The sequence below is a fragment of the Kribbella sp. NPDC026596 genome, from assembly GCF_040638415.1.
GTDB lineage: Bacteria > Actinomycetota > Actinomycetes > Propionibacteriales > Kribbellaceae > Kribbella.
Genome location: NZ_JBEZYF010000001.1, coordinates 194318 through 213016, shown reverse-complemented (window position 1 = coordinate 213016; position 18699 = coordinate 194318). Strand labels below are relative to the sequence as shown.

At 67.2% G+C, this 18699-nt stretch carries 18 protein-coding genes; 7 read left to right on the top strand and 11 right to left on the bottom strand.

Translation table 11 applies throughout. From position 1 onward, the window contains the following. Positions 1 to 166: 166 nt before the first annotated feature. The 3 genes from AB0E63_RS01075 (at position 167) to AB0E63_RS01065 (ending at position 2482) form a co-directional block, all read left to right on the top strand. The gene (locus AB0E63_RS01075; RefSeq protein WP_360359367.1) at positions 167 to 901 is read left to right on the top strand and encodes a GAF and ANTAR domain-containing protein; all 735 of its coding nucleotides are present in this window, start codon (positions 167 to 169) and stop codon (positions 899 to 901) included. A gap of 109 nt (positions 902 to 1010) precedes the next feature. Then, positions 1011 to 1778: a GAF and ANTAR domain-containing protein gene (locus AB0E63_RS01070; protein WP_360359364.1), complete on the top strand. Its 768-nt coding sequence runs from the start codon at positions 1011 to 1013 to the stop codon at positions 1776 to 1778. 74 nt (positions 1779 to 1852) lie between these two features. Then, the gene (locus AB0E63_RS01065) at positions 1853 to 2482 is read left to right on the top strand and encodes a GAF and ANTAR domain-containing protein (protein WP_360359361.1); all 630 of its coding nucleotides are present in this window, start codon (positions 1853 to 1855) and stop codon (positions 2480 to 2482) included. An 88-nt stretch (positions 2483 to 2570) separates the two neighbouring features. Here AB0E63_RS01065 and AB0E63_RS01060 read toward each other — a convergent pair whose 3' ends face one another. Both AB0E63_RS01060 and AB0E63_RS01055 read right to left on the bottom strand, forming a co-directional pair. After that, entirely contained in the window at positions 2571 to 3764 is a 1194-nt protein-coding gene (locus tag AB0E63_RS01060) for a serine/threonine-protein kinase (RefSeq protein ID WP_360359358.1), read from the bottom strand. Between the two features lie 28 nt (positions 3765 to 3792). Then, positions 3793 to 4464, bottom strand: coding sequence for a GAF and ANTAR domain-containing protein (locus tag AB0E63_RS01055; protein WP_360359355.1), 672 nt, complete (start codon positions 4462 to 4464; stop codon positions 3793 to 3795). A gap of 142 nt (positions 4465 to 4606) precedes the next feature. Here AB0E63_RS01055 and AB0E63_RS01050 point away from each other — a divergent pair, with 142 nt between their 5' ends. The 4 genes from AB0E63_RS01050 (at position 4607) to AB0E63_RS01035 (ending at position 9391) form a co-directional block, all read left to right on the top strand. After that, positions 4607 to 5635 carry a LacI family DNA-binding transcriptional regulator gene (locus tag AB0E63_RS01050; protein WP_360359353.1) on the top strand — a complete coding sequence of 343 codons (1029 nt, stop codon included), beginning with the start codon at positions 4607 to 4609 and terminating at the stop codon, positions 5633 to 5635. A 99-nt stretch (positions 5636 to 5734) separates the two neighbouring features. Beyond that, positions 5735 to 6835 carry a glycoside hydrolase family 172 protein gene (locus AB0E63_RS01045; protein ID WP_360359350.1) on the top strand — a complete coding sequence of 367 codons (1101 nt, stop codon included), beginning with the start codon at positions 5735 to 5737 and terminating at the stop codon, positions 6833 to 6835. 10 nt (positions 6836 to 6845) lie between these two features. Next, on the top strand, positions 6846 to 8186 hold the full coding sequence (locus AB0E63_RS01040) for a glycoside hydrolase family 32 protein (RefSeq protein ID WP_360359347.1): 1341 nt from the start codon (positions 6846 to 6848) through the stop codon (positions 8184 to 8186). 140 nt (positions 8187 to 8326) lie between these two features. Then, positions 8327 to 9391: a hypothetical protein gene (locus AB0E63_RS01035; protein WP_360359344.1), complete on the top strand. Its 1065-nt coding sequence runs from the start codon at positions 8327 to 8329 to the stop codon at positions 9389 to 9391. Between the two features lie 44 nt (positions 9392 to 9435). On the opposite strand, the gene groL is transcribed toward AB0E63_RS01035, so the two are convergent. The 9 genes from groL to AB0E63_RS00990 all read right to left on the bottom strand — a co-directional run bounded on the left by groL (position 9436) and on the right by AB0E63_RS00990 (position 18576). Beyond that, positions 9436 to 11127 carry a chaperonin GroEL gene (gene groL, locus AB0E63_RS01030; protein ID WP_360359341.1) on the bottom strand — a complete coding sequence of 564 codons (1692 nt, stop codon included), beginning with the start codon at positions 11125 to 11127 and terminating at the stop codon, positions 9436 to 9438. Positions 11128 to 11164: 37 nt separating this feature from the next. Next, entirely contained in the window at positions 11165 to 12190 is a 1026-nt protein-coding gene (locus AB0E63_RS01025) for an NAD(P)-dependent alcohol dehydrogenase (protein WP_360359338.1), read from the bottom strand. Then, on the bottom strand, positions 12187 to 12891 hold the full coding sequence (locus AB0E63_RS01020) for an iron-sulfur cluster assembly protein (protein WP_360359335.1): 705 nt from the start codon (positions 12889 to 12891) through the stop codon (positions 12187 to 12189). The genes AB0E63_RS01025 and AB0E63_RS01020 overlap by 4 nt, the downstream gene beginning before the upstream one ends. Positions 12892 to 12902: 11 nt before the next feature. Further along, positions 12903 to 13946, bottom strand: coding sequence for an amidohydrolase family protein (locus AB0E63_RS01015; protein ID WP_360359332.1), 1044 nt, complete (start codon positions 13944 to 13946; stop codon positions 12903 to 12905). Positions 13947 to 13958: 12 nt separating this feature from the next. Continuing rightward, positions 13959 to 14333 carry a propane 2-monooxygenase effector subunit MimD gene (gene mimD, locus AB0E63_RS01010; RefSeq protein ID WP_360359330.1) on the bottom strand — a complete coding sequence of 125 codons (375 nt, stop codon included), beginning with the start codon at positions 14331 to 14333 and terminating at the stop codon, positions 13959 to 13961. Beyond that, positions 14330 to 15526, bottom strand: a complete 1197-nt coding sequence (locus AB0E63_RS01005) for a hypothetical protein (protein WP_360359327.1) — start codon at positions 15524 to 15526, stop codon at positions 14330 to 14332. Before AB0E63_RS01005 ends, mimD begins: the two co-directional genes overlap by 4 nt. Beyond that, positions 15523 to 16584, bottom strand: a complete 1062-nt coding sequence (locus tag AB0E63_RS01000; protein WP_360359325.1) for a 2Fe-2S iron-sulfur cluster binding domain-containing protein — start codon at positions 16582 to 16584, stop codon at positions 15523 to 15525. Before AB0E63_RS01000 ends, AB0E63_RS01005 begins: the two co-directional genes overlap by 4 nt. Before the next feature lie 12 nt (positions 16585 to 16596). Then, positions 16597 to 18246 (bottom strand): hypothetical protein, encoded by a 1650-nt coding sequence (locus AB0E63_RS00995; protein WP_360359322.1) that lies wholly within the window; start codon positions 18244 to 18246, stop codon positions 16597 to 16599. Positions 18247 to 18330: 84 nt separating this feature from the next. Then, positions 18331 to 18576: a hypothetical protein gene (locus AB0E63_RS00990; RefSeq protein WP_360359319.1), complete on the bottom strand. Its 246-nt coding sequence runs from the start codon at positions 18574 to 18576 to the stop codon at positions 18331 to 18333. Positions 18577 to 18699: the final 123 nt, after the last annotated feature.

Sequence of the window (18699 nt, the reverse complement as noted above, 5' to 3'; positions counted from 1 at the left end):
CGAGGGCTTTCGGATCCCCAGCCCAGCGGTGTTCTCAGTAGCGGGCGATCCCTTCCAGGGGTGCTGCTTGCCGTACCCCGGGCCACTCCCGCGCCTCGGGCTGGAAGACATCAGGAAGTTACGGATTCGAACTCGTCCCGGCGGCGCCCGGGTGGATGATTGGTCTATGGGTGGGCCGCGAGAATCGGACACGCTCGCCGCTGCGAAGCGCCGGACGTCGGCTGATCGCGCGGGCGCCGACGTGTTCGGACGCCTGGCGACGGAGTTGCATGACGCCGAGGGCGTGGAGAACACGGTCGAGGCCGTCGTGCAGTTCGCGCTGTCCGCGCTGCAGTGCAGCTATGCGGGGATCGCGCTGATCGGCAGCACCCGGCGGCCGGAGGTCGTGGCCCTCACCCATCCCCAGGTCGCGTCCTTCTACCAACTGCAGATCGACGCCGGCGAAGGCCCGGTGATCACCGCGATCCAAGAGGGCAGCGTGGTCGTGGTCACCGATGTAGCCGGTGACACGCGGTGGTCGTCCGCGTGGCGCACCCGGCTCCGGGATGCGGGGATCCGCAGCGTGGTCCACGTGCCCCTGCTGGCCGGCGGACGCGTCGCGGCAGTTCTCAGTCTGTTCAGCCAGCTCCCGGACGCATTCGACGCCGATGATCTGGCGGTGGCGCACATCCTGGCCGAGCATGCGTCGGTCGCGATCGCGACCGCGCGCCAGGAAGCCGCGCTGCTCCAGGCGATCGACGCGCGCAAGCTGATCGGACAGGCGATGGGCATCGTGATGGAGCGCTACGACCTGGACGCCGACCGGGCGTTCGAGGTCTTGAAGCGCTACTCCCAACAGTCCAACCGAAAGCTGCGCGACGTCGCCCAGGAACTGATCGACACCCGACGGCTTCCCGGGTGATGCCACCCGGCGCGGAGCAGTGTTCGGTTGTGATGACGGTGATGGCCAGGGGGCCGCGCCGATCAGGGTCGGTGAACCCTGATCGGTAAGGTGGAAGAAGGTCCTCGAGATGGCAACACCTGACAAGGGCGAGCTGCTGGCCCGGTTGGCACGGGCGATCGCCGATTCCACCGGTGCTTCGCTGGAGTCTCGCCTGTGCCGGGCGTACCTGGAGATCCTGGGAGGTGACGGGGTGTCCCTGACCTTGGCCGACGGACTTCCCGACCGGGTGATGCTGCACAGCACCGACGCCGCGGCCACTCGGCTGGACGAGCTGCACGAGGTTCTCGGCGAGGGTCCCAGCACGCAGGCCTACCGTTCGAGCACCATCACCACGCTCGATCTGCATGCCTCGGCCAGCGCCTGGTCGACCTTTGCCGCCGCCGCCCGCGCCTCGGTCGGCGAGCTCATCATCCACGCCGTGCCGATCAGCCCGGCCGGCCACGTCCTCGGCGTCCTGACAGCGCACCGGACGACGACGGTCGGCCTTCCGGACGCGGACATCGCGCAGTTCCTCGCCGACGCGATCGGTACGGCGCTGCTGCACAACCCGGACAGCTACCTCGAGGACCTCGGCAGCTGGGGCTGGTCCGAACGGGCCACCATTCACCAGGCCACCGGGATGGTGGTCATGCAACTGAAGCTCAGCACCACCGACGCCGCCGCGCTGTTACGGGCCCATGCGTTCGCTCATGCCAGCAGCCTCGGTGACGTCGCGCGGCTGGTGGTGAACCGCGAGTTGCGGTTCGCCGACCCTGATACCTCGACCTGGTCGTCGCCTCCGCGGCCGCCTCGCAACTCCGACACCGACACGGATGGGGGGACCTCTTCACAATGATTGCCGCGAATGCATCCCAGGCCTTTGCCAACGCCGCCGCCGCGATGGTCGGGCCTCACGACGTGGTCGGAACGTTGGCCGTCCTGCTCAACGACTGCAGATCCCTCACGGGAGCTACAGCGCTCGGCATCCTCGTGCGCACCGCCCGCGGGCCGCTCGAGCTCCTCGCCGCGACCTCGCACTCCGCCGCGGAACTCGAGCTGTTCCAGATCCAGGAGTCCACTGGGCCCTGCCTGGACACCTTGGCTACCGGGCAGGCGATCTACGTGTCGAGCACGCCCGAGATGATCCGGCGCTGGAGCGAGGTCGGCCAGGCGATCACAGCGGCCGGTTACACCCAGGTCCATGCCAGCCCGATGCACTGGCACGGCGAAACGATCGGCACCCTCAACGCCTTCCACCGTGACAATGATCCGCTCGACGACACAACGCTGGGCTTGTCCCAGGCGTTCGCCAACATGGCGACCGCGGCGATCGTCCAGACCACCGACTTGTCCGGACCGGAACTCGTGGCTCGGATCAGCGAGGCGCTCCAGGATCGCATCGTCATCGAACAGGCCAAGGGCGTCCTCGCCGAGAGATACGACCTCGACATGGCCGAGGCCTACCAGACGCTGATCGCATGGCCGCCGGCAAAGCCCGGCGATACCCTCACCAGAATCGCGACCCAAATCGTCGAGCTGGCCGAGCACGGCCGCCTGTAACCCGGCACGCGGCGGTCGCGATCACATCCGCGCGCCGGGAAGCCGACATGACCACTGCGGTCGATGCCCGCAAACTGCCCGGCTGACCTCAGGGCTTGGGCTTCTTCGGCCCCTTCGGCTTTTCCGGTTTGCCCTGCGAGGGGTGATCGCCGGAGGCCGGCTTGGTTTTGGCCGGACTCGATCGAGGTGGCGGTTGCGGGTGGTTGGTGATGGTCGTCTTCTGGGTGACCGTCGGGACCGTCGCGGTCGGCGCCGGCCTGGTGCGTGGAGTGACTGAGGGAGTCTCGGTCGGAGACAAATCGCTGGTCGCCGGGAGGTCTACACCTCGGGTGTCCAGGATGAGGCCGCCGGCGGCCGACAGGGCGAGCGCGAGCGCCGCCCCCACCCCGGCGAAAACGGTTCTCGAGGGCGTCCGGGGTCCGGGAAGGGCTGTGATCTCGGCCGTGTCGGCTTCGGGGTCGATGCCTTTCGGCGGCTTGGCGCCGGCGGCGAGCTGGGCCGCGGTCGGGCGGCGGGCCGGGTCCTTGGCGAGCATCCAGAACACCAGCGCTTCGAGGTCACCGGCCAGCTCCGGACGGAGCTCGCTCGGCGGGACCGGTGCACGCTCCACGTGCTGGAACAGAATCGCAGCGGGCTCATCGGCAACGAACGGGAGCTGTCCGGTCACCAACTGATACAGCACGCAACCCAGCGCGTAGATATCGGATGCCGGCCCGGCCGGCTGACCCAGCGCACGCTCCGGCGACAGAAAGTGACTCGTGCCGACAATGTGACCGGCCGAGGTCATCGTCGTCGTGGATTCGTCAAGGAAACGCACGATGCCGAAATCGGCGACCTTCACCGTCCCGTCCTCGGCCAGCAACAGGTTCCCCGGCTTGACGTCGCGATGCACGATCCCCTGCCGATGAGCCGCCGCCAGCCCGGCCGCTGCCTGCCGTACGACGTACTCGGCCCGCTCCGCCGGAAACGGCCCCGTCCGCTTCAGCTCGTCGCCCACCGTGCGACCGCTCACGAGCTCCATCGCAAGGTACGAGCAATCCTCGTGGGCACCGAAGTCGTACGCGACGACGACGTGTGGATCGCGGATCCGTGCCGCCGCCCGCGCCTCCCGCAGGAAACGCTCCGAGACCGCGAGTGTCTCGGGAACGGGCAGCATCAGCTTGACGGCCACCTCCCGCCCCAGAACCTCGTCCGTCGCGCGGTAGACCTCACCCATCCCACCGCGCCCGATCGCCGCGGCGACGCGGTACCGGCCCGCGATCAACTCCCCTGCTCGTGCCATTCGAAACCGGTACCCGCGACCACGCCGATCAGTCGCGGGAGGTCTCGATCAGGCGGCGGGCCACCTCGCGGAGCTTGATGTTGCCGTCCTGGGAGACGCGGGTGAGGAAGGCGAACGCGCGTTCGTCGGTCAGGTGGTAGCGCTCCATCACGATGCCGACCGCCGTACCGATCATCGTGCGGGTGCCGACCGCCTCGCGCAGGTTGTGGATCTCGCGGGCATAGTCGATCGCCATCGCGGCCTGATGGCGGAAGAGTTCGCCGATTGCACCGAGATCACGGAAGGCGCCGAGCTTGCGGGCGTACAGGTTGAGGGCACCCCGGGACTTCGGAGCGGTGAAGAGCGCAAGGCCTGCCTGCGCCTGGATACCGGCAGCCACCGCGCTGGCGGCGTACTTGGGAAATCGTTCATCGTGGGCAAGATCAGGTGACGCGATATGAACGGAATCAGCCGCCGCCTCGTAGCAAGGTCCTTCACGCAACTCGTACTGCGCGGCGTCGACGCCCCACAGCACGTCATCGGTGGGCGAGACTGTCTCCAGCCGGCCGTCGGAGTGCAGGACGGTGATACTCGCGTAGTCGGTTTCCGGCAGGGACTCGACCGCCGCCGCCGTGATGCGACTGAGCGTGTGATCGAGGTCGCCGGGAGTCAGCGTCCGCGCGAGCCGCTGAGCCAGGTCGAGGAGCCGGTCATCATTCACGGCATCCCCAGTACCCCTAAACCCCGAACGCTAGCCGCGGGAGCGCCGGCGAGCCGGGCCAACTGCTTGAACGTCTTCGAACTGGTCCGCACCCCTGTTCCCCACCCGGAAACCACGTGATTCTGCGTGAGATGCTGGCGCCATGAGCAAGCGGCGGGTGACGTCGGCGGATATCGCGAAGGCGTCCGGGGTGTCGCGGTCCGCGGTGTCGCTGGTGCTCAACGGGCGTGGCGACGGGATGGTCGACCCGGAGAAGCAGAAGCGGATCCGGGCCATCGCGCACGAGCTGGGCTACGTGCCGAACGCTTCCGCGGTGAACCTACGCCGCCAGCGGACCGCAACGCTCGGACTGGTCACCGACGCCATCGCGAGCGCACCCTTCGCCGGTCCCCTGTTGTCGGCGGCCAGTGATGTGGCGCTCGAGGCCGGCTACATGATCCTCACCATCGATACCTGGCAACATCCGTCGTACGTCGATGGCGCGCTCGCGACCCTGCGTGCCCGGGACGTGGACGGTCTGATCTACGCAGACGCCGGACTGCGGCAGCTGGACCAGATCGACGTACCACCGGACGTTCCGCTCGTGCTGGCCAACGCGTTCGTTGCCGACGGCTCCTTGCCGGCGTTCATTCCCGACGACGAAGGCGGCGGACGTGCGGCCGTCGAGCTGGTGATCGCGACCGGGCATCGTCGGATCGCCTTTATTACTGGGAACAGCGACGCACCGGCCACCGTGCAGCGCGTGCGCGGGTTCACCGCCGGGATGAAGGCCGCGGGCCTGTCGATCAACGGCACCATCGTCCCGGCGAGCTACAGCGTCAGCTCCAACCATGCGGCCGCGCTCGAACTGCTGCAGAGCCCCGACCGGCCGACCGCGATCCTCGCCGCCAACGATCGTGGCGCGACCGGGGTCATCCTGGCCGCGGCATCGCTCGGGCTGTCAGTGCCGAACGACCTGTCGGTGGTCGGGTACGACGACGAGCAGTTCCTCGCTGCCGAGGTCCCGCCCGGGCTCACCACCATCGCGCTGCCCCACCGCGAGATGGGGCAACGTGCCGTCGCGGAGCTGCTCGCCCGGATCGCCGGCAAGGGGTACGGCGAACCCCGCACGGAGCGCCTCCCCTGCGTCCCCGTGCTCCGCGGCACCGTCGCCACACCACCGCCCGGCTGACCCGGCTCGCCGAGCCCGCCCGGGTTCCGGATCGGACCTTGACACTGTGGACCTAACACCTGTTAGGTAGCGCACGGTCATCGATCGAATGAGGGACTCATGACGGATTGGTCTGCACTGACTCGATCGCCTGGTCGCCGCCGGAGCCGATCCATCAACGCGGAGAACCCGACCGGCGCACCCGGACAGGCAGCCATGACGGCCTCGGCGCTCGGCCCTTCCCGCAAAGGCCGGCCGGCGATCTCGCTGGAGTCGGGCGAGACGGCAACGCTGGCCGATATCACCGGTCCTGGCACGATCCGCCACCTCTGGATGACTGTGCCGGACAAGACCGCGGCCGGTCCTTGGGTACTGCGGGATCTCGTGCTGCGGATGTGGTGGGACGACGACGAGCAGCCGGCCGTCGAAGTACCGCTCGGCGACTTCTTCTGCAACGGGTTCGGCCAGCGCGCGCTCGTCACATCGGAGCCGATCGTGGTCGCGCCGACCGGCGGGCTGAACAGCTACTTCCCGATGCCGTTCCACCGCCACGCCCGGATCGAGCTGACCAACGAGCACCCGGGCACCGTCGGCGGGATCTATTACCAGATCGACTACACGGTCGACGACGAACTGGTCGACGACACTGCGCTGTTCCACGCGCACTGGAGACGCAGCAACGCGTCCACCGCTCCCGCTGAAGACCACGTCATCCTCGACGGGATCGTTGGCAGCGGCAACTATGTCGGCACGTACATCGGGCTGACCGCGCTCGAACGGTTCTGGTGGGGCGAGGGCGAGGTGAAGTTCTACCTCGACGACGACGAGGAGTACCCGAGTCAGTGCAGCACCGGACTCGAGGACTACGCCGGTGGCGCGTGGGCCTTCCAGGATGCGCTGCGGACCAATCCCCCACCCGTGCCGCTCACCTTCAGCGCGCCGTACTGCGGGTATCCGTTCTACTCGGCCGAGGACACCACGGGCCACTCGCCGTTCGTCACCAGCACGCTGCAGTCGCACGGCATGTACCGGTGGCACCTGCCCGATCCGGTGATCTTCCACCAGCGACTGCGGATCACGTTGCAGCAGATCGGTGCCTGGGATCACGGGCACTTCGAACGCAGCGACGACATCTCCAGCGTCGCCTACTGGTACCAGCTGCCGGGTGGTGCGAACGACCTGCCATCGCTTCCGTCCCGCGAGCACCGCCGTCCACGTTAGAAGGGCTTCCATGACCGACTATCAGGAATCCAACCGCGGTCAGTTCCACTTCAGCCCGCGGTCCGGGTGGATGAACGATCCCAACGGGCTGCTCCACTACCGCGGCACCTACCACTTCTACTTCCAGCACGCCCCGAACAGCCTGGTCTGGGACACGATGCACTGGGGTCACGCCACCAGCACCGACCTGGTCCACTGGCAGCAACAACCCAACGCTCTCGATCCCACTGTCCACGTGGGCGACCTGTGGTCCGGCGGCGGCGTGGTCGACGTACGGAACACGTCCGGACTGAAGGACGGAGACCACGATCCGATCTTCGTCTTCACCGGCACGCAGGGCGTCCGGACGTTCTACAGTCTCGACGGTGGCATGACGTTTACGGCGTACGACGAGGGCCGGGTGATCGCCCAGCCGAGCGGTCACGAGAGCCGGGACCCGAAGGTCGTCTGGCACGAGCCGACCCAGACCTGGGCGATGGTGGTGTGGTCGGACAACGACGGGAACGGGGCGGACTTCTTCGTGTCGCCCGACCTGCGGACGTGGGAACGGACCGGACGGTACGTCGCGGACTGGTTCTTCGAGTGCCCGGACTTCACGCCGATGGAGTTGGACGGCACGGTGCATTGGGTGCTCCGGGACGGACGGGGCACGTACGTCGTCGGCGACTTCGACGGGCGGGAGTTCCGGACGGACTGGACCGAGGCGCACACGGTCACCGTGAATCCGGGTGGTGCGGCCGGTCACTACTATGCGGCGCAGTCGTTCGACAACCTGCCGGACGGACGCGTGGTGACAATGGCGTGGCAGGGGCTCAACCACGGCTCGACCTGGACCGGCAACGCGAGCTTCCCGGTACAGCAGCGGTTGGTCGCGACGCCGGACGGGCCTCGGCTGTTCAGCATGCCGGTCGACGAGCTCGCCTCACTGCGTCGATCGACGAAGACCTGGGGCCCGGAACAGCTCACCGCGGAGTCACCCCTCCTGATCGACGACGCCTCCACCAGTTACGAGCTCGAGGCAACCATTGATCTCACCGCGACCCCGGCCGGTTCCTTCACCTTCCGGCTGCGCACGGGGTCCGACGGATCGGCCGCCCGTGAGGTCACCTACGACATCGGAGCCGGCATGCTGGACGGCGTACCGCTGGCTGCCGACGGCACCCTCACCATCCGCCTCCTGGTCGACCGCGGGCAGCTGGCGATCTTCGCGGCCGACGGCGCCTACTACGCGTGCTACAACGTCGACTTCGACACCGCCTCCACCGGCGACGGCCTTCAACTCACCACCATGGCTCCCCTCCGGTTGGAGTCCCTCACGCTGCACCAGCTGGCGTCCATCTGGCCTCTATAGATGCACGTTCGGACCCAGAAGTTGCGGCCGGCCGTGGATTGTTCGGCGATCGTTGCGCCCCGGCGAGATTTCGGGATTCCCCAACAAATAAAGGGATTCTGAGGCTAGCGCGACAAGGATCACCGTGCCACTCTGCGGACATGAGCATGAAGATCTGGGCGGCTGTAACCGTCGCGGTAGCGCTGGTGCTGGGGGCGGTGACGGCGCCGGTCGCGAGCGCCTTACCGGAGAAGACGAGTTTCGTTGATCCGAACCTGAAGGTCACGAGCGTCACGCTCGGGCGTACGTCGGTCGTCGTGTCCGGACTGAACACCGTGGCTGTGCCGGTCACTGTGGTCGGCGGGTACACCACGACCGGGTCGTACAAGATCTACCTCAACGTCTTCCTCGATCGCACCGGTGGCACCGGACCGGCGAGATACATGGTCGCGGCGCTCCTGACGCTGGCCTCCGGGACCAACCAAAGTGGCACCTGGACGGGCGTCCTGTACGTACCGTCGACGGCGAACGGGACCTTCAAGGTCAACGGCGTCATGCAGGGCCAGATCATCGACGGCTCCGACGGCGGCATGACGACCCCGACCCCGTTCGCCGGTCCGACGATCACCGTCACCGGCGTGCACCTGCCGAAGATCGGCGTCTCGATCATCCCGAAGGTGGTGCCGTTCGGTTCGGCGTACAAGGCCCGGGTCGCGATCACCGACGCCACCACCGGCAAGCCGTACGGCAGCCGGATCAACGTCCAGATCACCTTCGACAACCTCTGTGTCGAGTACGACGGGGACCGCTACCTCACCAATACCGCAGGCGTCGTCGAGCGGAGCTTCCCGGCCGGCGCCGCGGACGCGGTGAACTGTGTCCGGTTGCGCGGCCGGGCGTTCGACACCGCGGGGCTCCATTGGTGGGTCGCCCGGCCGGGGATCGTCGCCGCGGCTCCGTCCAAGACAAGCGTCAAGGTCGGTACGGTCGTCCCCGTCAACGGCTCGGTCGCCGGTGCACCCGCGCGCTGCCCGGTGATCCTGCAGCGCCTGTACGGCGCGACGGTTTGGCGCGGGGTGAGCCAGGCCGTGGTCCGGCAGAGCGGGCGATTCACGGTCCTCGCGCAACCGCCGTACGTCGGCAACGTGATCTACCGCGTGTACTTCCCGAGGTGCTGGCAATATCAGGCCGGCTACAGCAAACCGTTCACCATCCGCGGTCTGTGACCCACGGCCGCCCTCAGCCGAAGCTGAGGGCGGCCCGGAGGGTGTCAGCCGACGGAGGGGCCCAGACCGAGCGATTGCGGGGTGCTGGAGTCGGGTGACGGTTGGTGCAGGCCTTCGTCCAAGGCGCCGTACTCGGTCATCAGGGCAGCGCTGCCGCCCCACGGCGTCTGTTCCTCGGCGATCAGGGTGTTCGTGGTGAGCAGCAGACCGGCCACCGAGGCGCCGTTCTGGAGGGCCGAGCGAGCGACCCGGAGCGGATCGATGATGCCCATCTCGAGCATGTTGCCGTAGCGGCCTTCGAGCGCGTCGAAGCCGTCGTCGACACCGAGCTGGGAGGTCCGCTCCAGCACCTCCGCGCCGTTGTAGCCCGCGTTCGCCGCGATCAGGTACGCCGGCTCACGCAGCGCCCGCCGGACGATCTCGACCCCGGTCTGGTAGTCGCCCTTGACGTCGAGATCGTCGAGAGCCGACGCGGCATGCAGGAGTGCCATACCGCCACCGGCCACGATGCCCTCGGCCATCGCGGCCCGAGTCGCCGACAACGCGTCCTCGACCCGGTGTTGCAGTTCCTTGAGCTCGGCCGGGGTCGGCGCACCGACCCGGATGACCGCGACCTTGCCGGACAAGGCGCCGATCCGCTCGGTGAGGACGTCCTCGTCGACACCGAAGGTGGCACGCTCCAGCTCGGCCCGCAGCTGAGTGATCCGGAACGCGACGTCCTGCTCGTGACCGGTCCCGGCGACGATCGCCGTCCGGTCCGCCGTGACCCGGACCTGGTCCGCACGGCCGAGCTGGGCCAGCGTCATCGTCTCGAGCGTGAAACCGGAGTGCCGGCTGTAGACCGCGCCGCCGGTGATCGCCGCGATGTCCTCCAGCTTGTGCAGCCGCCGGTCACCGAAGCCCGGTGCCTTGACGGCGACACACTGGAACAGCCCGTTCACGTGGTTGTGCACCAGCATGCTGAGCGCGGTCCCCTCGAGGTTCTCCGCGATGATCACCAGCGGCCGCGGTTCGCGCATGATCTTGTCCAGCAGCGGCATGACCTCCTGGACCTTGGTGATCTTCTCGCTGCACAACAGGATGTAGGGATCGTCGAGGACCGCCTGCAGGCTGCCCGGGTCGGTCACCATATACGGCGACAGGTAGCCGTTGTCGAACTCGAATCCCTCCAGGAAGTCGACGCTCATCCCGTGCGCGGACGACTCCTCGACCGTCACGATCCCGCCGTCCCCGACGGTGTGCAGGGCCTTCGCGATCACCGCTCCGACCAGGTCGTCGTCGTTCGCCGAGATCGCCGCCACCCGGGCGAAGTCGAGCTCGGTGGCGACCGGGTGCGCGACCTCGCGGAGCCGCTCGACCAGCTTCGCGACGGCGACGTCGATCCCGCGCTTGACCAGCACCGGGTTGCCGCCGGTCCCGATCGCCTGCATGCCTTCGCGCACGATCGCGTGCGCGATCACGGTCGCCGTGGTGGTGCCGTCGCCGACGATGTCGTTGGTCTTGATCGCGGCTTCCTTGACCAGCTGGGCACCCATGTTCTCGAACTGGTCCTTGAGGAAGATCTCCCGGGCGATGGTGACGCCGTCGTTGGTGACCACCGGCGAGCCGGTGATCTTCTCCAGGATGACGTTGCGCCCCTTCGGGCCCAGAGTCGACTTCACCGCCTCGGCCAGCTGGTCGACACCGGACAGCATCAGCATCCGCGCCTGCTCACCGAATCGCAGTTCCTTGGCCATGAGTGCCCTCCCGGTCGTCTAGTACCTGTCAAGAAACCTACGGAACGAGGATCGCGCGGCCCCGGACCCGGCCGGCGTCGAGATCGGCGACCGCCTCGGCGGCCGCGTCGAGCGGATACGTGCGGGTGTGCAGGGTGACCTTGCCGGCCTGGGCGAGCGCCATCAGCTCGGTCAGTTCGTTGAACGTGCCGACGATGTTGCCGACGATGTTGCGTTCGGTGGAGATGATGTCGAGGGTCGGGATCTGGACCTGGCCGCCGTACCCGATGACGAAGTACGAACCGGCCGGCGCCGTCATCGCGAAGCCGTCCTGCTCGGCACCTTGCTCCGCGACGAAATCGAGTACGACGTTCGCCCCGGCGCCACCGGTGAGCTCGAGCACGGTGGCGACTTGCTTGCCATCAGCAACCACTGTCTGATCGGCACCGAGCTGCTCGGCCAGCTTCAGCGCCTCGGGGTTGCGGTCGACCACGATGATCCGGGTCGCGGTCAGTGCGGCGAGGCACTGGACCCCGATGTGGCCGAGCCCGCCCGCGCCGATCACCACACACGTCGTACCGGGCGGCAGCAGCGGAATCGCCTTGCGGACCGCGTGGTACGCCGTGATCCCGGCGTCGGCGAGTGCAGCGACATCCTCTGGCCGGGTCGTCGGGTCGAGCTTCACGCAGGCGCGTGCGGACGTGAGGAGGTACTCCGCCATCCCGCCGTCACTGTCGAGACCGGGGAACGTGCTGTTCGCGCAATGCATGTCGTTGCCGGCCCGGCAGGCCTGGCAGAGTCCGCAGGTCGGGGTCGGGTGCAGGATGACGGTGTCGCCGACCTGGACATTGGTCACGGCCGAGCCGACCTCGTGCACCCAGCCGGCGTTCTCGTGGCCGATCGTGTAGGGCAGGGTCGGGTGCATGGCCTCGGCCCACTGACCCTCGATGATGTGCAGATCGGTGCGGCACACGCCGGCGCCGCCGATCTTGACGATCACGTCCAGCGGACCCTTGACGACCGGTTCCGGTACGTCCTCGACCACTGGCTGCTGGTGGTACCCGTGCAGTCGAACCGCCTTCATCCCGATCCCTCCTCGCCGGCCCCGGTCTCGGCGTACCGGTGCCGCAGCATTCCCCTACAGATACCGGTGTTGGCCTCGATCCCGGTCCGGGTGAGGCGTGCCTTGCCCAGATACTTAGGCGCCCCGGCACCGGTGATCGCGTCACCGGTGCCGGGGTCCAGGAGCAGCGGCGCCGCCAGGTCTGCGCGCAGGCCGAGCTCGGCCCGCCGCCGGCGCAACCGCTCCAGCTCGTCCGACGGTGGTACGTCGCCCAGCGTCAGGCCGGCCAGCTCCGCGGGATCCATGCCCGAGGCAATCAACGGCCGGCACACCTGATCGGTGCCGGCCAGGACCGCCTTGGACACGAAGGTCCGGCGCAGCTCGTCCAGCTCGTCCTCGGCCTCACCCGCGAACGAGGCCACGAACCCGGCCCGGGCCGCGACGCCGGCGTTGATCTGGTCGGCGGCGAAGTGGTCCACCAGGGCGACATCGACGGCGCGTACGGCGGGCAGCGCGGAGACCACGTCGTACGCGTCGGCGACCATCAGGAAGGCGAAATTGGGTGCGCAGAAGTACGTCGGCAGGCGCAGCCGGACGACCACGTCACCCGCCGCCGACACCACACAGGTGGACACGAACCCCAGCGTCGTAATCGGCTCGTCCAGCTCCGGGTCCCGGACCGCGTCCAGGGCGGCGAGCACCACCCTGGACCGTTCCGTCACCACAGCTGTCATTACTGCGTGACCAGCTTGGCGTCGTCCTGCGCGGCGGGTTCTGCCTCCTTGAGCTGGTATTCGTCGGGCACCTTCAGGTCGTACAGCTTGGCCGCGTTCAGCCCGAGGATCTTCTTCTTGCCCTCGACCCCGAGCCGCGGGTAGTCGGAGAACTCGTCACCCTCGGGGAACTCCCAGTCGACGAACCCCTCGACCTGCCACTTCGGTTCCCAGATGCCATAGTCGCTGCCGAAGGTCATCTTGTCCTCGCCGACCCAGAACAGCAGCTCCCCCATCACCTTGGCGAAGAACCGCGGCCGGGCGTGCATCAGGCCGCCGATGACGACGGACAGACCGGCGTACACGTTGGGCTCCTGCGTCGCCATGAAGCAGAAGTCCTCGATCCGCGGCAGCCCGACGTGCTCGACGATGAAGTTGAGTTCGGGGAAGTCCGTCGCGGCGTGGTCGACATCGGAGACGTCGAACGCGTCCTTGTCCAGCGGCCAGATCGTGGGGCCCTTGTGGACGTGGATGTTCTTGATCCCGAGCTCCTGGGCCTTCGCCAGGTAGGTGTACGCCGCGGGGTCGGTGAGCTTGTAGCCACGCGACCCGGAGTTCCACTCGGCGGTGTAGAGCTTGACGCCGCGCGAGCCGTACCGGTCGACGTTGCGCTTCAGGTCCTCCAGCCCGGGGTCGCCGTCCCGCGGGTCGAACCGGGTGTTGTGGACGAACATGCCGGGGTGCTTCTCACCCAGTGCGGCGTTCCGCTCGGTGGTGTTGAAGCCCTCCTTGTACCACTCCTTCAGATAGGTCGGCTGGAACACTGCGACGTCCACGTAGCCGTCCTCGAAGACGTCCTTCATCAGGTCGTCCTCGGAGTACTTCATGAACTTCTCGATCGTCCAGTGGGTCTCTTTGGGCGCGAGACTCTGGTAGGCGTGGAAACACTCGATCCAGCCCTTCGCGTACTGCTCCGCACCCGGCACCCAGTTGTCGGGTGCCGCGTCCCAGAAGTGCATGTGGCTGTCGACCACGTAGTACTTCTCGCCGTTCTTCTCGTACACGTCCGGACCCCCTTACTTGGTAGCAGTCAGGTCGAAGCCGAGGTACTCGGCCGCGTCCTCGGGATTGGCGACCAGGATCGTCCGGTCGTCGGTGTGGATCATCCGGCCGTAGTGCGTCGACATGTTCTCCTCGAACTCGGCCTGGTCGAAGTAGCCGGGCTCCTCACCGAGAGCCTCGGAGATCTGGTCGTACACGACGTCCATCCGGCCGGTCGCGTCGACCCGGATCATCGACGGCAGCGGCGTCACGGTCACGTTGTCCTTGTGACTCATCACCTCGGCGACGACCGCGCCGACCTGGTTGTTCATCAGCGTGAAGCCGGCCCGGTTGGACGCGGTGCTGTCGGACTTGAAGGGGCTCTCGTGGACTGCCTTGAGCGTGGTCACAGTGCCAACTCCTTCGGTTCTTCGAGGCCCAGCGAGGTGACGATGCCGCTGAACCGGCTCTTAGCTCGGTCGAGGCCGTCCTCGAACCGTGGCGGTTTCGCATCCGGCAGGGACCACAGCGGCTGCATCGTGCGGGCCGCGGTCAGGGCGAGCGAGGTCCATTCCGAGGCCCAGTCCTGCATGATCGGCTTGTTGTGGTCGGCGAACTCGCGGTCGTTGGTGAGCAGCTCGAACATCGCCGTCGTGTAGCGCAGGTCGCGCTCGGCGAAGTCGTACTCGGCGGCGCCGATCACGGTCGGGGTGACGAAGTCGCCATTGCGCGGAGCGGCCTGCTGGACCAGCTGGCTGCGGAACAGTTCACCGACGAGCGGCTCGAACACGATGTTCGCGGCGAAGATCGCCTCGCACCAGTCGTCGATCGCGGTCAGCCGCTCGGCGACGTCGCGCACGCCCTGCCAGGTCGGGTCGGACTTCCACGTCTCCAGGTGGGCGCCGCCGTCGAAGCCGTCGATCTCCTCGGACAGGGTCAGGTTGTACAGCGCGAGGTCCTGGGCGGCGCGGATCCGGTGCATGCTGTTCACCGAGATCGCGTTGTTGTGCATGTTCGTCGGTGCACGGCGGTTCGCGTTCGCGTACAGGTAGAGGCCGAGGCCGTGGTCGACGTGCATCCAGGCGCCGATGTGCTGCTCGACGAAGCGGACCCAGTTGGTGTTCCACTGCTCGAAGGCCTTCGACTGCCGGGCGGCCTCGATGTTCTGGTTGACCTGACGGACGACGTTGGAGTTGTAGCGGTAGAGCGTGAGCTCCCACTCCTCGTTCGGGTCCCGGAACTCGTGCCAGCCGGTGGCCGGCCAGTCCTTGACGAGCATGCCGCCGGTGCCCGGTCCGCGCTCGGGCGAGGGCGTGTCCGAGCCCCACGCCTTCAGCACGGTCCAGTCCAGCGGATACCCGCCGCGCCCGTCGGCGAACCCGTAGAGCCAGCCCTGGGTGAGGTAGTGCCGCGGATCCGGCTGGACCTCGACGGTGACGTCTTCGTAGTGGCTCTGCTTGCGCTTCTGCGGCTGGTAGTAGTTGTACCGCCGCGACGTCGAGTCCGGGAACTCGCGGGCGCCGGCTTCGGCGTCGGTGAAGACCGGCTTCGGCACGCTGCGTTCGAACTTGCCCCCGGTCGTGGAGTCTTGTGTGGTGGTCATCGGCTCTCTGCCTCCAGCACCTTCGAGTCGCCGGCGTCGCCGGTCGTGGTGAACTTGTCGTAGTAGATGTGCTTCGTCACGACGCCCAGTCCTTCGAGCATCGGGATCGCGGCCTCGACCATCGGTGGTGGGCCACAGACGTAGGCGTCGGCTCCGGTCAGGTTCGGCTCGTTGCGGCGCACGACATCGGTGATCAGGCCGACCTCGCCGTCCCATTCGTCCTCGGACAGGGCCGGCACGAACCGGAATCGCGGCAGTGTCTGTTCGAGCCCGCGAAGCTCGTCTTCGAAACACAGGTCCCGCTGCGTGCGGGCACCGTAGTAGAACGTCGTCGGCCGGTCGATACCCCGCTCGGCCATCGACCGCAGCAGCGACAGGATCGGCGCCATGCCGGCCCCGCCGCCGAGGAAGACCAACCGGGCGTCCGGGTTGTCCCGGAGGGTGAACACCCCGAACGGTCCGGTCAGGTTCAACTGGTGGCCGACTTCCAGCCGCTGATCCAGGTGCTCCGAGAACAGGCCGCCCGGGTAGACCCTGATGACGAATTCCAGCCGGCCGGTCTCCCGGCTGGTGGTGTTCGCCATCGAGAACGAGCGGCTGGCCTCGGCTCCCGGTACCGCGATGTCGACGTACTGCCCGGGAAAGAACTTCAGCTCGCCAGGCTCGGAGAGCTCAAGCACCAGGTGGCGCAGGTCGTGGGTGACCGCCGTGATCGCGACGACCTCGGCGGTACGTTCCTGGATCGGCAGGCCGGAACGGATCATCTCCTCGTCGTAGTTGAGCAGCTCGATCGTGAGGTCCTCGTACGCGTGCGCACGGCAGAGCAGGGTGTAACCCTCGTCCAGCTCGTAGTCCGGCAGCGCGAAGGTCGAGTAGCGGTCCAGCTCGATGTCCTCACCGTCGAGGACGAACGACTTGCAGGACGCGCACTGTCCCTCCTTGCAGCCGTGCATGAGCATCACGCCCTGCTCGGCCGCGGCCCGCAGGATCGTCTGGTCCTCGTCGACCTCGATCTCGATGCCTACGGGCTCGAACCTCACAACATGCTTCTCAGCCATGACAGGACGCGATCAGGCGTCCACGGGGGCGCGGCCGGCAGGCCCGCCCTTGACGTAGCGGGCGGCGAACGCGGTCCGCTCGTCGTCGGTCATCTCGTTCAGCAACACGTTCGGGCTCGCCAGCGGCGGGCACTTACGCAGGTGGTCCAGCGTCCACATCTTGTCCGGGTTCAGATCCAGATGCGGCTGCGCGACCATCGTCTTGCCGTCGTCACGGACGAAGCCCATGTCCGAGACCACGTCGGCCCAGTTCCAGCCGTGGTAGAGGGTCTCCCACTCGCGGTGACCGATCAGCTTGCCCATGTTCGGCGTCTGCCGGCCCTGGTACGTCGGCCGGAAGGCCGTCTCGTCGGTCCACTTGCACATCTCGTGGCAGTACGTGCGCCACTGGCCGTCGACCTTGGCCATCACCATGTCCTCGCGGACCAGGCACGGGACCATGCAGGTCCAGCAGCGGTGCGGGTACTCGTAGTCGACGTCCTCGAAGACGATCGGCTTGTGCCCGTTCGGGGTTGCGAGCCGGTTGTAGTTCTCCCACCACTTGCCGTACTTGTCGTACCAGCCCGGGTACTTGTACTCGAACCACTCGAAGTCCTTGTCCGTCATCGGGTCGATCCGCCAGTAGTTGGCGAGCCAGCCGGTGGCGAAGAACTGGGCGACCTCGTGCACGTAGCCCTTGTTCCAGATCTGGTTCCAGGACTCCTCGATGAGGTCGTGCGGGATCTCCAGACCGTACTTCTCCAGCGGCACCAGGTAGCTGCGGTAGTAGTCGTCGTAGATCCAGCGACGCCACATCTCGGCGTAGCTCTCGCGGTCCTTGCGGCGGTCCTTGGTGCCGTACTCGATGAAGGTACCGATCGCGGCGTCGACGACCCGGTGGTTGTTCCACCACGCGTAGCGCAGGTCGCGGGCGAGCAGCTGGTGGTTGCCCTCGTCGGCGAGTGCCATCAGCAGGGTCGCGTACCCGTTGCTGATGTGCCGGGACTCGTCGGACTGCACCGAGTGGAACACCGTCGGTAGCAGGTAGTCGCCGTTCGCGGCCGCCTCGGCCGGCATCGCGACGAACAGGGTGTTGGTGAACGCCGTCTCGGCGACGATGGTCAGGTAGATACTGGCCGCCGTGATCGCGTCACCGGTGATGAACCCCTCGGCGAACTGCCGGCCGATGGTGCCGCAGTAGTCGCTCTGGAAGTTCCGTAGGCTGGAGTTGAAGCCCGCCGGGTCGATGTAGTTGTTCATGTAGAGGCGCTTGAGGTTCTGCTGGATCGTCGAGTGCCGTACCTCGTCGATCATCTGGATCGCCTGGCCGTTGTGGAGCTCGGGGTTCGGGACGGTCCGGAACAGCAGCGGCATCGCGCGGGCGGCCGAAATCTCCGGCAGCGGGATGATGCTCAGGAAGAGCTTCTGCCATTCCAGCCAGCGCTCCTGCACCTGGCGGAACATGTTTCCGCGGATCGCGCCGTCCGAGGCGCCGTACACCCGGTGGTCCTTCTCCTCCTGCATCGGGAAGTACGAGCGCAGAACCTGCTTCAGCGGGTCTTTCTTCTGCGCTTTCTGGAACGTGTAGTCGGTTCCGTACTGAGAGACCGGCTCGTGGTACGCCGGCTCCCAGGACAGCTCCTGGATCTTCTGGTGGGCCTTCGCCACACTCTGGCGACTCATGGCACTCCTCCCGCTCGACTGGCCGACTGTTCTTGCAGTACATCGCTGCTGCGATGTGACTGAGGTCTCAAATTGAGATGGCGGTCACGGCTCGCCGAACATCGCCTCCCGGAGCTCCGCGAGGCGGTCCTGTTTCTGCTGGACGAGGCGCTGGTCGCCTTGTGGATCGGGCTGAATACCCAGGCAGCGCAGGAGTTCCGCGGCCGGTTCGCCCGGGTGCCCGGTGGCCCCGAGGACGGGATGAAGTCCCACGTCGGCCAGATGTTCGAAGACGACATTCACGATGGTCCACGGGTTGTACGACTCCTGGCCCAAGACATCGTTGTCCATCGGAACCTCCACAGGTCACCACTTCAATCACACGCCCGTCAGCGGCCGCCGGTCGTCTCAATCTGAGACATCGCTTGCGTCTGGCTGTATTAGGCTCGAAGTGCGATGACCGGGTGGGGCCGC

Coding starts and splice junctions, on each gene's coding strand:
- AB0E63_RS01075 (WP_360359367.1), top strand. CDS start 167: ATGGGTGGGCCGCGAGAATCGGACACGCTCGCCGCTGCGAAGCGCCGG.
- AB0E63_RS01070 (WP_360359364.1), top strand. CDS start 1,011: ATGGCAACACCTGACAAGGGCGAGCTGCTGGCCCGGTTGGCACGGGCG.
- AB0E63_RS01060 (WP_360359358.1), bottom strand. CDS start 3,764: ATGGCACGAGCAGGGGAGTTGATCGCGGGCCGGTACCGCGTCGCCGCG.
- AB0E63_RS01050 (WP_360359353.1), top strand. CDS start 4,607: ATGAGCAAGCGGCGGGTGACGTCGGCGGATATCGCGAAGGCGTCCGGG.
- AB0E63_RS01045 (WP_360359350.1), top strand. CDS start 5,735: ATGACGGATTGGTCTGCACTGACTCGATCGCCTGGTCGCCGCCGGAGC.
- AB0E63_RS01040 (WP_360359347.1), top strand. CDS start 6,846: ATGACCGACTATCAGGAATCCAACCGCGGTCAGTTCCACTTCAGCCCG.
- AB0E63_RS01035 (WP_360359344.1), top strand. CDS start 8,327: ATGAGCATGAAGATCTGGGCGGCTGTAACCGTCGCGGTAGCGCTGGTG.
- groL (WP_360359341.1), bottom strand. CDS start 11,127: ATGGCCAAGGAACTGCGATTCGGTGAGCAGGCGCGGATGCTGATGCTG.
- AB0E63_RS01025 (WP_360359338.1), bottom strand. CDS start 12,190: ATGAAGGCGGTTCGACTGCACGGGTACCACCAGCAGCCAGTGGTCGAG.
- AB0E63_RS01005 (WP_360359327.1), bottom strand. CDS start 15,526: ATGACCACCACACAAGACTCCACGACCGGGGGCAAGTTCGAACGCAGC.
- AB0E63_RS01000 (WP_360359325.1), bottom strand. CDS start 16,584: ATGGCTGAGAAGCATGTTGTGAGGTTCGAGCCCGTAGGCATCGAGATC.
- AB0E63_RS00995 (WP_360359322.1), bottom strand. CDS start 18,246: ATGAGTCGCCAGAGTGTGGCGAAGGCCCACCAGAAGATCCAGGAGCTG.
- AB0E63_RS00990 (WP_360359319.1), bottom strand. CDS start 18,576: ATGGACAACGATGTCTTGGGCCAGGAGTCGTACAACCCGTGGACCATC.